This window comes from Chitinophagales bacterium (assembly GCA_013816805.1).
Taxonomy (GTDB): domain Bacteria; phylum Bacteroidota; class Bacteroidia; order Chitinophagales; family UBA10324; genus MGR-bin340.
Window position 1 is genome coordinate 158916 of sequence record JACDDS010000003.1, and the last position, 15834, is coordinate 174749.

General features: G+C 39.8%; 11 protein-coding genes. 3 read left to right on the forward strand and 8 right to left on the reverse strand.

The annotated features are described in order from the left end of the window. Positions 1-10: 10 nt before the first annotated feature. Complete coding sequence (locus H0W62_03535; GenBank protein ID MBA3647615.1) at positions 11-1297, reverse strand: glycosyltransferase family 4 protein; 1287 nt, start codon at positions 1295-1297, stop codon at positions 11-13. Positions 1298-1393: 96 nt separating this feature from the next. After that, on the reverse strand, positions 1394-1669 hold the full coding sequence (locus H0W62_03540; protein MBA3647616.1) for a LapA family protein: 276 nt from the start codon (positions 1667-1669) through the stop codon (positions 1394-1396). 492 nt (positions 1670-2161) lie between these two features. Between H0W62_03540 and H0W62_03545 the strand changes: the two genes are divergently transcribed. Continuing rightward, entirely contained in the window at positions 2162-4405 is a 2244-nt protein-coding gene (locus H0W62_03545) for a sulfatase-like hydrolase/transferase (protein ID MBA3647617.1), read from the forward strand. Positions 4406-4450: 45 nt separating this feature from the next. On the opposite strand, the gene H0W62_03550 is transcribed toward H0W62_03545, so the two are convergent. The 3 genes from H0W62_03550 to H0W62_03560 all read right to left on the reverse strand — a co-directional run bounded on the left by H0W62_03550 (position 4451) and on the right by H0W62_03560 (position 11286). After that, the gene (locus H0W62_03550; protein MBA3647618.1) at positions 4451-9439 is read right to left on the reverse strand and encodes a hypothetical protein; all 4989 of its coding nucleotides are present in this window, start codon (positions 9437-9439) and stop codon (positions 4451-4453) included. Beyond that, complete coding sequence (locus H0W62_03555; GenBank protein ID MBA3647619.1) at positions 9436-10536, reverse strand: PorV/PorQ family protein; 1101 nt, start codon at positions 10534-10536, stop codon at positions 9436-9438. The genes H0W62_03550 and H0W62_03555 overlap by 4 nt, the downstream gene beginning before the upstream one ends. A gap of 537 nt (positions 10537-11073) precedes the next feature. Next, positions 11074-11286: a hypothetical protein gene (locus H0W62_03560; protein ID MBA3647620.1), complete on the reverse strand. Its 213-nt coding sequence runs from the start codon at positions 11284-11286 to the stop codon at positions 11074-11076. 170 nt (positions 11287-11456) lie between these two features. On the opposite strand from H0W62_03560, the gene H0W62_03565 reads away from it, so the two are divergent. Continuing rightward, the gene (locus H0W62_03565) at positions 11457-12731 is read left to right on the forward strand and encodes a tyrosine--tRNA ligase (protein ID MBA3647621.1); all 1275 of its coding nucleotides are present in this window, start codon (positions 11457-11459) and stop codon (positions 12729-12731) included. A gap of 7 nt (positions 12732-12738) precedes the next feature. Further along, positions 12739-13413: a CoA pyrophosphatase gene (locus H0W62_03570; GenBank protein MBA3647622.1), complete on the forward strand. Its 675-nt coding sequence runs from the start codon at positions 12739-12741 to the stop codon at positions 13411-13413. Positions 13414-13557: 144 nt separating this feature from the next. On the opposite strand, the gene H0W62_03575 is transcribed toward H0W62_03570, so the two are convergent. The 3 genes from H0W62_03575 to H0W62_03585 form a co-directional block, all read right to left on the reverse strand. Further along, complete coding sequence (locus H0W62_03575; GenBank protein ID MBA3647623.1) at positions 13558-14985, reverse strand: aryl-sulfate sulfotransferase; 1428 nt, start codon at positions 14983-14985, stop codon at positions 13558-13560. Between the two features lie 15 nt (positions 14986-15000). Beyond that, positions 15001-15420 (reverse strand): hypothetical protein, encoded by a 420-nt coding sequence (locus H0W62_03580; GenBank protein MBA3647624.1) that lies wholly within the window; start codon positions 15418-15420, stop codon positions 15001-15003. Between the two features lie 150 nt (positions 15421-15570). Beyond that, positions 15571-15828 (reverse strand): hypothetical protein, encoded by a 258-nt coding sequence (locus tag H0W62_03585; GenBank protein MBA3647625.1) that lies wholly within the window; start codon positions 15826-15828, stop codon positions 15571-15573. Positions 15829-15834 lie beyond the last annotated feature (6 nt).

The following is a 15834-nucleotide window of genomic DNA, read 5'->3' on the forward strand; positions in this document are numbered from 1 at the left end:
TTTCAATCAGCTATACAACATCAACCTGAGGCACCATTCGCTTGTAAGACTTAAGCACTTCCCGTGCTGAATTATCCCAGCTTATGTTCCTGATATCATTTGCAGTAAGGCGAACCATAGTGTCGCGCAATCCGGCATAATTTAATACACCGTATAAATAATCAGACAGCTTATTGGTATCCCAGCAATCTGCCTTTAAAACATTAAATAGAACTTCGTTTACCCCGGATTGTTTTGAAATAACACAGGGCACATTAAATTGAGCAGCTTCCAATGCAGATAGTCCAAATGGTTCGGAGACAGAGGGCATAAAATAAGCATCTGCAGAAGCGAGCAGCTCTTCAATTTTCTGCCGGTTAATGAACCCCGTAAAGACAACTGCATCATTTAATCCTGCATTTGCCACCTTTATTTTTAAATCTTCTGCCAAATCTCCTGATCCGGCTATATAGAATTTTACATTAGTCATCCGGCGGCTAAGTTTTACTATAGTTTCGAACAAAAATTCCGGACCTTTTTGCCGTGTAATTCGCCCCAGAAATAAAACCCATTTTTGACCATCTGTCCGCTGTATTTTATACACATGGGCCGCTTCAATAGCATTATAGACCGGTGAAATTTTATCAGGATTTATGCCATAATAATTAATAATAGAGTGCTTGGTATACTCGCTCACCGGCAATATATGATCAGCAGCTTCAAGGCCATTTTTTTCAATAAAGTACACCTGGTTTCGTACATCCGGATTTGCACGGTCTGTTTCCAGGGAATGAACGTGAACCAATAAAGGTTTTCCTGTTTTTTCTTTAAGTTTTATGCCGGCAGGATAGGTGATCCAGTCGTGTGCATGTATCAGATCAAAGTCAATTGTATCCGCTAGTTTTTCAACCACTTCAGCATAAGCCTGCACTTTGCGAATAACATTTATTCCGTAAGAATCAGATTCATTAAAAAGCGATATAGCTTCAAAGCCGCTGATATCGTAACTATAGTAAGGTACCCGAAGCTCCGCCAGTTGGTTATTTAGTTCATGTGTTAAAAATTCAGTAGCTAAAAAAGTACGGTAGTCGGCTAAAAAAAGCTCATTCCCAATAGGGTCAAAAGTAAAATGGTTGAGACCAAGAATATTTACTTTTCTCATCTTAAAATTCAAATCGCTTTTCGGAAGAATAATTTTAAGATCCGTAAAGCCTGCAAGTGCTTTTGCAAGACCGTAACAGGCCGGACCCAATCCACCAGTAACTATTGGAGGAAATTCCCAGCCAAGCATCAATACCCTGATCTTACCATAATCCACAAAAAGTGATTTATAATTTTGTGAGTCTCGTAAACCTACAGGATTGTAACGAAATATAAAAAGTCTTCAAAAGGCTTGTGTAATTTTATAGCGAATCTAAACAGGCGTAGAAGTAGCTGGTGGTTCTGATTTGAAGCCCTCGCTTAATTTTTTATTGGCTGCTTTTAGCTGTTGATTTTTTTTCCATATAGCGGGAAGTTCGGCAAATATCCCGGAAATAAAACCTGCTAAAAATATCAGGAAAACGGTGAGTGCCTGGGATTGATAAAAATGCCAGATAAGAAAATTTATAGCCACTGTGGCTGTATTCTGGATGGCAAAAATAAGAGAAACAATAAGGATGAAAATGGTAACAAGGTAAATACGGTTCATGGCAAAAAATTGTACTGCAAAATACGAATTAGATAAAATCTCTGCAGCTTTATTCTTGTTAAAAGTTCTTATATATTTACAGATGATATAGTTCTGTAACCCTTTCAACATCTATGTTGCATTTAACAGATTCTTTTAGATAAATTTAATTGAGCCAAGACTAAACAAAAGATAGCAAATAATAACAAAAGTATTTTTGGACAACACCATACAGAAACCTTTTTTATAGCCTTTCATAGACTTGCCCAATTACTGCAATGCAGAGCTGTATTTTATAAATTCAATTGATTTATATTCGGGGAATTGCGTTCGTGGAATTTTTCCAAATTTCAAGCGGAAAAATATAAAATACAGAAATTGTTAACTTTTACGGTGATTTGGACTGTTTCTGCTCTATTTTAGATACCGCGAACACCTAAAATTATAAATAGAATATTATTTTTACCAACAGCGATTATCTGCCCTAAGCACCTCAGAGTAAAATTAGCCCCCATGAAACACCATGTACTCCTATTGCTATTAATAAGTGTCTTTAATTTTATCGTAATTCAAGAATCATTTGCAGCCTGCAATCCGGGAATAGCCACTAATCTTAAGCTTTCTGATAAAAAGAGCTGTTCCATAAAATTATCGTGGAGTCCTTCCACAGGTCAGGTAAATTACTATAAAGTAAAATACAGAGTTACAGGTACTACCGGCTGGAACTCTGCTAAAAAGGTTGACCTTGACTTATCTTATACCTTTACCGATCTTAATCCCTCTACTTCATACGATTTTGCTGTAACGGCCTATTGCAAAGATGGTACGTCAGGTGAAAATGCAATAAAAACAGGATCTACCACTTCGTGCACCATTCCGGAGACAACCACATTAAATGTCTTTAATAATCATTCCGCCATCATCAGCTGGAGTGGCTGTCCCTCATCTTTTAATCAGTTGCGCTATAGAAAAGCATCGTCCTCCACCTGGTTCTATGTTTCCACAGGGTCTTTGCAAACGGTTACCTTGACTACGCTCAGCACAAATACTGCGTATGTATATCAGTTAGTGGCATGTAAAGATACCGCTGATAATTGGTCAAAGATTGACTCATTTACTACCACCGTAGCAAGGCCTAATATTTTATTTATTATACTTGATGATTCGAGGTACGACAGTTTTAGTTCCAATGGTGGTCCTTCCTGGTTTCATACTTCCAATATGGATCGTATAAGTAAAGAAGGAGCCAATTTTAAAGTAAGCTGTGTTGTTTTTTCCTTTTGCGTTCCCAGCCGTGCATCCATTGTAACAGGACTGTACCCTCATAAGAATGGAGCAGTTTCCAATACTTCAGATATTACTCCCGGCTTGCCTACTACCGCTACCATTTTAGACAGTGCCGGCTATTACACCGGGTGGATTGGTAAATATCATATCGATGTGAGTCCTCAGCCCGGATATGATTATTGGTTGGGTACAAAGGTGAACAGCGGTACGGATGAATTCAATAACCTGCAATACAATTATAATGGAACGCTAAAAACTATTAACGGACATGATACCAAAACAGTAACGGATTCTTCAGCTGTTTTTGTAGACCGGCATTATACCCAAAACTTTTTTCTTACAGTAGCATATCATGGACCGCATAATCCTTTTATTCCGCAACCGCAGTATTCTGGCATCTATGCCGACGATCCAATGCCGGTTCCTCCGAACACTGCTCCTTATACCGTAAACTATCCGTCATTTTTATATAAGCAGCTTCCTCCTACATGGTATATTGCTCCTTCTGATATTCCACCGCTTTATGAAGGGTATTTTGAAATGTTAGCAGGTATCGATGAAGGCATAGGTGAAATTCTTCAGAAACTTACCGATTACGACATACTTGATAATACACTGGTGATTTTTACAAGTGATAATGGCTATATTTTTGGAGAACATGGCTTATTTAATAAGCGCCTTGCCTACGATCCTTCAATTCGTGTTCCACTCTTTGTGAGGTATCCTGCTTGGTATAGTGCCAATACAGTTATCAATAACCAGATAGCTTTAAATGTGGATTTTGCGCCTACCATACTGGCTGCAGCAGGAATTAAAACTCCTTACAATTTTGACGGGGCGTCTCTTAAAGATCTTTCTGACGGTTTAGTAAACAGGCAATATATTTATTATGAATACATTTATTCATCTGCAGTAGTAAAATTACCCTATATAAGAGCTGTTCGTTCCTTAAATGACATGTATATCAGCTATGGATGCAATAGCCAAACGGAAGAGTTCTTCGACCTTACAATCGATCCGCTAGAAAACACCAATCAGATAAATAAATCATCGTACTCTTCATTAATAAATACTTTCAGAAATCAGCTTGCTACTTTCGAAACTACCCTTCATGATAACTATCTTACCCCTATCTCTACATGTTCCCTTTTAAACCCCCAGAAAAATGAAGAGGTGAATTATACAGACAGTGATTTAGATATTGATCCATCTCAGCTTATAGTATATCCTGTGCCTGCTACAAAGGAAATAGACTATTACTTTATTTCCAGATCCGATGATGCTAATGCAAAGCTGGTTTTGACTAATTTATATGGAGAGGTCGTGCAACAACAGCCACTAAATGTTGCTCATGGTGAAAACGCTGGTAACCTGAACCTGAACCCGAATTTAACTTCCGGGCTTTATTATCTGACAGTAAATTGCGCATCAGCAAGGTTAACCAGCCGTATAGTGATTAACCCGGAATAAAAAGTTTTATAAAGTGTATTTACTTTCTGAGTTGTATAGCAAGTGCTACCGCATCAGGTACATTTTGCCTATTCCCTTTTTGAAATATGAATCCGTGCTGCTTCCATAATGATCTAAGGATTTACCGTTAAGTATGGCCGTTACCCTGTAAAAATAGAGCCCATTTGCGAGCTTATCACCATATTGGTCAGTGCCATTCCAGGTGTAATCAGTAATGTTGTTTCCGATATGAATATGACCAAGCTCATTCATAAAAATCTCTTTCACCACTCTTCCGGTAATGGTCATGATTTCAATCTTTAATGATTGTGGAACGATGCTTCCGGTCAATGTAAAAACAAATTGGGTAGAAGTGGAAAAAGGGTTGGGGTAATTAAGCACGTTAGAAATCATAGCAGCATTTATAACCTCGAAAGAAATTTTATAGGAATTAGATCCTGAAGCATTACCGCTACGATCGAATCCCTGTACCACTAACTGGTATTTTCCATCAACCGGAAATGACTTTAGTACAGAGATCCGGGCCGTATTGTTTTTAGCAAGCTGGTCCTGGTTAGCTGGAAAAAATATAGCACTGGTATTGTCAAAAGTTACGGCGTGGTTAGAACCGTCAGGATAGATGAAGTAAAGCTTGAAAAGTGAAGTGTCGTTCAATGCGAGGAATTTATTTTCATCCTTAAGCATAATTTCTATATCCGGCTTTGCTGAAATCAGGTCACCATCCAGAATATGCATACCATCAAAGGTTACATCAAGCAAAGGGTTCTCCCGATCCCGCGAAAGAGAATACTTCACTACTCCAAAATTATTGAAATGCGTTTGTTCAGGCTGATCATTGTCAGGATTGGCTTCTGCATATAAATAATTCAGACCTGCATAGCAATCACAGCCCGTATCAAATGAATAGGAAACATGAATAGTATCATTTGCCGGCAAGGGCTTATATCTTTTATAAAAGAGGTGTTTTGCATTGCTGATATCGGTTATCTCATACTTCATAAGCAAGCTGTCCATATTCCATGGTGATAAATTTTCAACCGCGACGGTTAAATTCTGCGGAATAAACTGTTGAGCTGTATCCTTAAAACTAAAGTACGCAGAAGGGTTCAATGCAGCTTCCGGCACAGGCTGATAGTACACCTGCCATTCATCGAGCTGAACTGGAGTTCTTTGGGAAGTATCGAGAGTATTTAAACGCAATTTCAAAAATGGATATAACAGGGAATTGATAGCCGTAAGCACCGTGTCGTTTGCAATAATGTTATTGGACAAAATAGTTTCAATTCCTTCGGAATTTACGCCAATAAGCTGCAGTGAAATGTGATCCTTTCCATTTTCAAGCTCATGAGCTTTCCAGTGTAAAGATGACCATGATTTCGCCGGCCCAATTAACGGTGATTCAATTGAACCCTGGTCCCAGTGGCCGGTAATAACAAAGCTTGGATTCAGAATGGAAGTAAAAGTATCCCCCACAACTTCATATACAGGATAGCGAAAATCATTTTTCTTTAGAAAAAAAACATACGGTACAATACTGTCTATAGAAGTAATTTTAGTAAGCCCCAGCTTTGTAAAAGCATTCAACATCGTTGCATCCCAGTTCCTGATATTAGCATCATTAATAGTCATCATCAGAATGTAATCACCATTAGGAATGGTATCTAAAAAATGAATCACATCAAGATTTTCTGCAGACAGTGTATTGTATAAAAACATATTACGTGGATTGGGCTTGCATTGGATGCTTCCGTATAAACCCGTGGTACCACCGAGGTTCGGATTCATCCATTGTATACCGGTAGCAGAATCAATAACTGCAAACAAGACAGATGTTCCATACCCCCCGCAGTCCCATCTTGCCATCAGCACACCGTTTATATAATAAGCGGGCTGATCAAGGGATAGCGGCCCTCCAATCCAGGTAGTGACTCCGTCGAATGCACTAACTGTTTTTACATCACTCACGAAACTAAAAACCCTATTGCTTCCGAGTTGAACATTTACCAGGGGATCCTTTAAAAATTGAAAATAATGAGACTGGCTCCATCCTGTTGCGCTACCGTTGATGTGTGTGAATGAAGAAGTGTGCCAGCTTAAATGATTCCCATATAAAGTATCTAAGCTGGTACGCCAGTAGTAAACAACACTATCTTGTAATAGGGTGGCGGGGGCCCACTTAATTACGCCACCCTTTTGAGAAATCTTAATAGTGTGCAGTTGCAGGCTATTAAAATTTTCTGTTGTATCAATTTGGATAACATACTGCTTTATTCCCGCAAAGGGGTTAACGGTAGAGGCCTTTAAAATAACTCCTTGCGAGTTTACAATGGAATATTCATAGGGATAAACGGGAAGAATATCATCAGTGAGTATTAGAAGAGGTACTGTTATTTCATTGTTTATTTCCGAGAGTTCTTCAATTTCTCCTGTAGCAGAAATGCTGTCCCCGGCATCCACCTTAATGTCGAATTGGTTTATACCAAGTGAAAGGGAGGATTCCGTTTTAACCATTAGTGAAACGGTATCTGTGTAATACGGTGCTTTGATCCTATAGTGATATAAAAATTCTTCATCACCATTTGATAATTTCCTGTGTACATCTATGTAGATAGAATCGTTTATTGCTTCGCCGATATTTGTAATTATAATCTTAAGGTGAAAGGAATCTAGGCCGGCCGAAATAGTGGGTGGGTCAAAACTTACTGACTGGGCCTCTATTACATAATCAGGCTTTGCATGAGTATTTAATTTTAGAGAGGGATCACAATCAAGCAGCATTTGTTCAGCTACGGCTTTATCTGTGGAAGAGGTTGATTGCGCAGCGATATTCTGGATAGTTCCAGCAATCACGGTGCCCACCGATTTATTGTAATTTTTAACAGAAAGATTCTGGTAAAAATTGGTACTGTACAGATCTAGACTCGTAGAAAGAGAAAATTGAGAAGGAGCAAGAAATCCAATTGCCGCTTTCCCTTCCTCAAAAATAAAGTTCTCACTTATGCCGTGTGTACTCGTAAAAAGGTTTCCAATAAGACAACCATTCGTAAGCATAAAGGGATACTTGCCATAGTTATCGTATTGATCCGGCTTATCGAGGTTAAAGTCAAATGAGTTATAGGAAGAATGGCCAAAAAACGTGATCATGGAAACACCGCTTTTCAGGATAGAATCCACATAGGTAGAAGTAACATATTGTATAGGGGAACTGCTGGATTTAAAAAATGAAAATACGTGACCGCCGTATAAGGTATCTTGTATAATCAATTTGTATTTATTGAGGAAGTATTCGTAAACCGATTGCTCTGCAGCATTCAAACCTCCGGCAAGATGTACCACATTTTTCATCCACGCCATATTTTCTATGGTCTGAAAAGGAATGGATTGGGCGCTCATAAAAAGCTTTGCCTTATCTAAATAAATCCGGATTTCATTTGCGCTAAGGCATGAAATTCTGCCAATTGGAATACGGGGTACGGGTGAAGCATTCGTAGCAGTTAACAAATTATCAGAGCCAGGATTTCCAAAAGTGGGAACATAGCAAAGCGACCGGTTGACAGAGTTGCTCCAAATACTGGTGTATTCTATTCCCTTTCCAATTAAAAAAAGGTGACGCTCATCAGGCGGCCATTTGCTTAAAATGTAATCCGCAAAATTTCTTATTGCGAGTGGATGAAGCCGGATTCCATAAGCAAATTGATCATAGAGCTGATTCACATCAACCACAATGGACTTATAACCATAAGAATTTTTAAAATCACGGTAGTCATTAATATAGTTATGTCCTGTTCCGTCATTAAAAAAAAATGGATGTGTGATGATGATAAAATTGCCCTGATTAAGAGGAATTGAAAAGTCAGTGAACTGAACAGAAAACAGGGAGTCCACTTTTTTTATAACTTCCGAAGTATCTTCTGATATTAATAATAGTTGCCGCTCCGATATAGAAGCCGGCAGAACAAATTTTTCCGTATCGTTTTGTACGATAGCTTCCATTCTCAGATGATTGGTGAAATCAAATAAAACAGGCTCCGCACCACGTTCATCGAAATTTACAATCTCAATATATTTATTCGATGGTCCACCATTGACATTAAAAAGAAAGGAGGAACTATTGCCGGCATTAAATTGCCTTGGATATTTCAATTCCTGCCAGGCGACAGAGTTGTAATCTGTAACCTCAGTGGAGGCTGCATTGGAATAAGTAACCGCCGTATTATCTGTGAGCCAGCTATTGGAAGGCAACGAAGCCTTTATCTCCTGGGTAACAAATCCAAACGAATTCCCTGTGTAAAGCGTGTTCCCATTTATAGAAATGCTGAGTACGTGGTTTGTCAGTCCTGCAGCCACCGCATATGCATTGAAAACCGCTGGCGGGCCTGCAACGTAGAGATAGGGGGTGCTTAGTGCATAGCTTATCTGGCTCTTGTTAAATGCTGCATCCGTATAACCTTCCGTAGTGTTAAAATCTGATTCGTAAACGGCTTGCCCTGTGTATGTTGTAGGGCCGATGCCGTAATTTGCCGGGGCTCGGTCTCTGCCAAAAGTATCACCGGAAATGTACCAGCAATAAGATTCTTTCTGTGGATGGTTTAACAGGTTATCAGCAATGGTATCGAACCGAAGATGATTCGGCTGACTGTTCCATGTTAGATAATAGCACGCAGTATCGTTAAACATGCTCAGGCGCTCATTTGCCTGCCAGCTTTTGTCAAGATAAAGACTAGAATCAAGTGAACCATCGTTATGTCGGGCATAAAATTCTATGTAGTCATTCGTTGCGAATGCGCCTTCAGCGGTGGCATAAACAGGGATTTCGGCGCCACGGCTAAAAATTTGAAATTCGTTTCCGGTTATCGTGGTAAGCGGTACACCAAACTTTACAAGCGTTTCATAATCCAGGTGATAAAAACCATCATTAATGATCTTGAATTTGAAATAAGATTGCTGAAAGCTGATCCATTCATTGCCTGTTAGCTGGGCAAAGGCATCTAAAGAAAATATTAAAAGTGCAACGCTAAGTACAATCTTTTTCATCTGCCATAACCAGCTTTGGGTTTATCAGCTACGCCAAACCTTATTGAAAATACGTGTGAGTATAGGGAGCCTGAAAGGTCACCTAAATTAGTAAGCGCATAATCTATATCAACTGTTTTTATCCTCAAACCTATACCTATATTAGGCTGAACGGTAAGCGCCTTAGAGCTGTCTATATTTCTAACCCGTTGAAAATTCCCGACTCCGGCACGTAGATAGATGGTTTTCCCGTAACCGGCTTCCAGGCCAATATGAGGATCAAAGGAAAAAGGCTTCGCACTGATGAGCACGTTTCTTTTTCCATCGGTGGTTACATCCACATCAATTTCAGGCAGTAATGATATTTTATTCGTCTTGCCAAATTCAAAGTTATATGCCGCTCCAAGAATAATTTTCGGTGCCGTGAGCTCAATAGAATTTCCAGGGATAATATTATTTGTCTCAGAAAAAATGGTTTGTTCCTGGTCGGTAAAATCAAAGTTCCATGCATTAAAGGTTGTGGTGATGTCTTTCCCCAGGGCGCCAAACCTCCAATTTTTTAACTGGTACTGGGCACCAATATCGATGCCTACGCCCCATGAATGTGCAAAGCTTCCGGCGGTGCGATGTATAATTTTAAGGGTGCCACCTGCTCTTAATCCTTCAATCGGCAATGATTGTGCATAGGAAAATAGAGCTGCATAATCGGCAACTGAAAAGGTGGTTACATTATTATAATTGATACTGCCATCCGGTTCAATCAGAAATAAAGTGTTAGGGATGTCATCCACTCCAAAGCGAATCAGGGAGAGCGCCATTACGCGATTCTTATCCTGGAGTGGAAGTGCCACGGATGCATAATCATATTTGGCGATGCCGGCAAAATATTCGGAATGCATCAGCCCCACTTCAAATTTCTTATCCATCAGCGATAATCCGGCAGGATTCCAGAAACCGGCCGTAACATCGCTCACCGTCGCCACTTGCGCGCCCGACATACCTAAAGCACGCGCACCCACACCAATACTCAGGAATTCATTACTGTACTTATAGAATTGAGCAAACGCTGAAGAACCAAAGCATACTGCAATTGCAAAAGGTAAAAATATTTTTTTCATTAAAGTATATCCGTGAGAGATATGAAACGCAGCCCTTATACGTGTATTGTAAAAGTAAAAATTAATAATGGAATGGAAATGTTGAAAACGCTTTAGAATTTATAATAAAGCGCAATTACCTGGTGCCTAAACTCTGCAATAAGATTTCGTGAAATTCGAAAGCATTGACGACATTAATTGGAGGAAAAGAGTGTTTTTTAAGAATATCAAAGTGTTTATCGTGTGTAATCAGGTAATCGGCTGCAGCTGAAATTGCACAATCGGCAAACTTATTATCATCAATATCATGCTCTATTAGATTCCATCGGAAAAATGGTTCATGATGTACCACATTGGAGGCTTCACTAAGAATAAGTAAAAAGGTGGCTACAGCTGAATCATCATAGCGGAAACGGATTTGCTCTTCAAATTCCAGCTATATATCATTACTCACTATTAAAATGAAATCTCCGGAAATTAAGCTCTTATATAGCCAGTGTAAATTACTTCGGGGACTAATTGTAACCATCATTACGTTGGTATCAATAACAATAGATATCATTGTTTTGGATCACTGAGCCAACTATCAAAATCTTTTTCAGTATAGCCTTTTTTATCACTTATATTCCCGATTTTTTTTGTAAATTTTTCTGATAAATGTCGCACCAAAAGCGACTTAATGTCATATAATTCCTGTTCGCTCAAGGGTTGCGAAAAAAGTTTAAGAATCTCTAACTGTGTTTTATTCAATGGGGTTTTGAAATCATTCATACTTAATATTTAATACAAAAGTAAAAGCAATTTTTAAAAAAACTGAATTTCTGGTTTTAGTAAAATCTATAACCTAAGCATTTGTTGTGTTTGTCTGATTGAATAATTACAATAGCAGGACTATACAAATGCGATAAACCGGTCCTTTATCTTTACTAAAAATTTTAAAAATGAATTTTATCGAAGAATTGAAATGGCGGGGATTGCTGTTTGATACTACTCCCGATACGGAACATCACCTGAATTCAGGTTCCCGGTCAGGTTATATTGGATTCGATCCTTCGGCACCTTCACTCCATATCGGTAACCTGATGCAGATCATGCTGCTGGTTCATTTTCAGCGGTCAGGCCATAAGCCGATAGCTTTGGTAGGAGGTGCTACGGGGATGATCGGCGATCCATCCGGTAAATCGGAGGAACGGAAATTATTAAGTGAAGAAAAAATCCGTGAGTATGAAGTTAAAATTAAAGAGCAGCTAAGCCGGTTCCTGGATTTTGGACAAAAATCAAACAGCGCTTCCATTGAAAATAATTACGAGTGGTATAAAAATATGAATGTGCTGGAATTCCTGCGCGACGTGGGAAAATACCTTACGGTAAATTATATGATGGCAAAGGATTCGGTAAAGAACCGATTGGAAACGGGAATTTCATTTACTGAATTTTCATACCAGCTGCTGCAGGGTTACGATTTCTTCTGGCTGAACCAGAACAGGAATTGTACACTGCAGATGGGTGGTTCCGATCAATGGGGAAATATTGTTGCAGGAATAGAGCTTACCAGGAAAAAATCCGGCAATGAATTATTTGCAGTCACCAGTCCGCTTGTGACACGTGCCGATGGAAAAAAATTCGGTAAAACAGAAGAAGGCACTATCTGGCTCGATAAGACCATGACATCACCCTATAAGTTTTACCAGTTCTGGCTAAACATCGGCGATGAGGAGGCCACAAAGTACATACGGTACTTTTCTTTATTCGAAGAAGAAGAAGTGCAGGAGCTGGAAAAAAACCATGTTGCTTCACCTCACCTGCGCCTGCTTCAGCAGGTACTTGCAAAAGATATTACCATCCGCGTCCATTCAGAAGATGATTATCAGCAGGCGCTGCAGGCTTCTAAGATCCTGTTCGGACAAGCAACAGCGGAAGAGCTCCGATCACTGAGCAATCGTGATTTTGAGGAAATTTTTGAAGGCGTTCCAACCACAAAATTAAGCAGATCGGATTTTGATAATGGAATGGAGGTGATGAAATTATTGGTGGATGAAACTCATTTTTTTCCTACAAGAAGTGATGCTCGCCGCACCATTCAGGGCAATGGAGCCGGAATCAACAAGCAGCAAATTACCCTTGACCAGGTAGTGAACGCAGATCAGCTCATTAACAATCGCTACCTGCTGTTGCAAAAAGGAAAGAAGAATTATTTCCTGGTGATTGCAGAATGATATCCATTTGAAAATAATAATTGGTGATCAAATGCAAATGGATTTTTCAACCTTCATCGAAAGACTAACGATACAGCTCAGTCATTCGCTTCCGGGTGAAGAAGTCCAGCTAATTATGGCGCCGGAGACTCGACTTCGGTACCGGGAATATTATTCTTCCATTCCAAATCCAAAAAAAAGCGGTGTGCTCATCTGCATCTATCCTAAAAAAGGTATTGCGCATACCGTACTGATGCTGCGGCCTGACAAGCAGGGTATACACAGTGGTCAGGTTAGCTTCCCTGGCGGAAGGCAAGATAAGCAGGACACGGATCTGGAGGCAACGGCTTTGCGTGAAGCAAATGAAGAGATTGGCATTCAAAAAAATGACGTGGTTATCATTGGGAAGCTCACGCCTTTACTAATTCCTGTAAGCAGTTTCCATGTGGAGCCTTTCATTGGCTACCTTAATTACGCCCCGGTATTTAGTTTAAATAAAGCCGAAGTGATGGATGTTATTGAAATGGAAGTGCAGGAATTGCTGGAAGAGAGAATGGTGCTTCGGGATGAATTTTTATCTGGAACCGGCTTGAAGATAAACGCTCCGTATTATCTGGTTGCAGGCCACAAGGTATGGGGCGCAACGGCAATGATGCTTCGGGAGCTGGAAGAGCTGTTGAGGGCGGTTTACAATTTAGATTAAGCTGTCAGTTGTCAGCAATCAGCAAAATAACCTTCCATGCCAAGTCATGGTATTTATTAAGTATTTAAACTTATCTCTGAACAAGTAAAAAACCGGCTGCGCTATTGAATTAAGTCAATGGCACAGCCGGCTAAAATGAGATAATTATTCCTTAACCCACTTCGAAGTGATCTGTGTAGCACCTATTGTAATGCGAATGAAATAAAGTCCTTTCGTAATTGAAGAAGTTGGCAGTGTCCATTCATTATTGCCTTCATTGGAAATAATATTCTTTTCCATTACTACCTGTCCCATATAATTTAAAATTTGAATAGCGGAAACCTGATCAGCCGAGTTTGTTTGTGTCCAATGTGCTGTTACGGCATCAGTTCCGGGATTTGGGAACAGGATAAAGGATTCTATAGTATTTGCCGAAAGATCCTGCATCCTTGCTGCTGCAGTAGTGAAAGTTTTGGTAGCCGTTAAGCCGGAAGTTTTTGTTCCTTTTTTATTGCACCACGTTTGAATGCGCCATTCATATTTCTTGTCCGATAATAGATTTGTTAGTGTGTACGTAGTTGCTGGAGAAGATACTTTTACATTCTTCCAGTTTGCAGCCCCTTTCTTGCGGTATTCCACATAATACTTAACAGCGCCGGTTGAGGCATTCCAGTTCAATGTAGCAGACGTTGCAGTAATATCTGTAGTTGTTAATTTTGAATCCGTCGGACGGGAGCATGGATCCCACGTATAGCGGTGTGCCCGGTAGATGTATTCATTATTCTGATATTTGAGCTCCCACACTATATTAAAGCTGGGATCAATTTCAGTCATGTTTGGGAATTCTCCTGAATAAGGCGGTATTCCCCAGTCCCCAAGCGTATTGCCATTGTCGAACCGTTGTACGCTGCCCATCGCGCTGCTGGCAAGCGGTTTTCCATTTATGGCAGGATGCGTATAAGACCACACAAGGGTTGCTTTTAGCTTTACTTCATCCAGCTGGTATTCCTTGGCATACGAAGTATTTGGATTTCCCCAATCATTGTTGTCAAATAAGGTGACGTCACCATTGGCAAGCCTGCGGATATCATGCTGGTAGTTGAACTTAGCGGGATCATTAGTAAAGACAAATTGGTTAGAATCGCCGCCATGTCTCCAAATAAAGTGCCCGTTATTAAGGTTAAGCTTAAAGACCTGATCGAGGTGGCGACATGAAACCAGCAGGTTCCCATCGTTGTCCTGTTCCAAAGCATTCATGTGCACGGCATCCACATATCCATTTGTAAAATTTTCATGAGGAGCTTCGCTTACGATGATATGATCGAAGGTCCGCCATTCAAAAAGCAAATTATCATTGCCGTCAAACTCCTGGATCACATTTCCGGTAACGGTGGCATTTGAATTATAGCTCGGGTCGAATTGTGTTAAGTCCATTACCTGGAATTCATCAGCAATTAAAAAATAATGTCCGTTCGGGAAAAGTTGAAGCTCATGCACATCAGTCAAATACCCGTTTACGGCAGAAACAGAACGAACCTTTACGTAGTTAGAATTATAAATATCGAAGCTTGCACTGGTATTATAGGCGGTCATGTAACCCGTTATGATTTAGCTTCCAGTCAAAGCCGACACTTGGTGACTTCTTTTAAAAACAGAATCACCATTATTTTCAACAATCCAGAGACTTTGATCGGTGAACCCTCTGTTGCTGAAAAATACCTGTCCTGCCGTTGGATTTGTATTCACTAAAATCTGGTATGCGGAAGCCGCAGGAGCATTAGACTGTATTACATTGTTAACTCCGGGAGATGCTTCAGCCGCTTGCATTTTTTGAATTGCAGCCTGCATCTGTTCCTGTTCATCCATGGTATATTGCCTGTGAGTGAAGAAGGAAAAAGAATAGCCAGCGTACTGCGTGCCATTAATCGCCTGCAGTCGTGCCTTAACGGTTACATCCACCTTTTCACCAAATGCAAAAAGTTGCAAAGGCTTCAGGTTAATAGTTTTGCCATCGGTTGCCAGTATCAATTTAAAATCATGGTTTCCTTACCCTTCACTATAATACTGGGCATGTGCTGTAACACATTTTCTTAACATTACCAGGCAATATTATTAAGGGATTTATTCAGGAACATTATAGTTTGCCAAACGATGATACAATTACAATGCTGTACAGGACTATACCAAAGATCTGATCATCCTGGTGCTGTAAGAAAAAACTATAACCACCGAAATAAAGAATCCTGCAAGGCTCATCAGGAAGCTGATCCCAATTCCAATAAAAGCAATGGTAGCTAAAAATTCGCTGAAGGCACCTGGCGACTTATCCGTGGTCACGAACAAAATAGCTGAAATCAGGAATACCGTAACGGTTATTAATACTCTTTTAAAAGTTAGGGAGCGTATAACATTGGGATTCGGTATGCCTTCCGCCATCTAAAT

Bases quoted from the DNA above. Each gene is read 5' to 3' on its own strand.
- H0W62_03545 (MBA3647617.1), top strand. From the start codon at position 2,162: ATGAAACACCATGTACTCCTATTGCTATTAATAAGTGTCTTTAATTTT.
- H0W62_03575 (MBA3647623.1), bottom strand. From the start codon at position 14,985: ATGACCGCCTATAATACCAGTGCAAGCTTCGATATTTATAATTCTAAC.
- H0W62_03550 (MBA3647618.1), bottom strand. From the start codon at position 9,439: ATGAAAAAGATTGTACTTAGCGTTGCACTTTTAATATTTTCTTTAGAT.
- H0W62_03560 (MBA3647620.1), bottom strand. From the start codon at position 11,286: ATGAATGATTTCAAAACCCCATTGAATAAAACACAGTTAGAGATTCTT.
- H0W62_03540 (MBA3647616.1), bottom strand. From the start codon at position 1,669: ATGAACCGTATTTACCTTGTTACCATTTTCATCCTTATTGTTTCTCTT.
- H0W62_03585 (MBA3647625.1), bottom strand. From the start codon at position 15,828: ATGGCGGAAGGCATACCGAATCCCAATGTTATACGCTCCCTAACTTTT.
- H0W62_03555 (MBA3647619.1), bottom strand. From the start codon at position 10,536: ATGAAAAAAATATTTTTACCTTTTGCAATTGCAGTATGCTTTGGTTCT.
- H0W62_03565 (MBA3647621.1), top strand. From the start codon at position 11,457: ATGAATTTTATCGAAGAATTGAAATGGCGGGGATTGCTGTTTGATACT.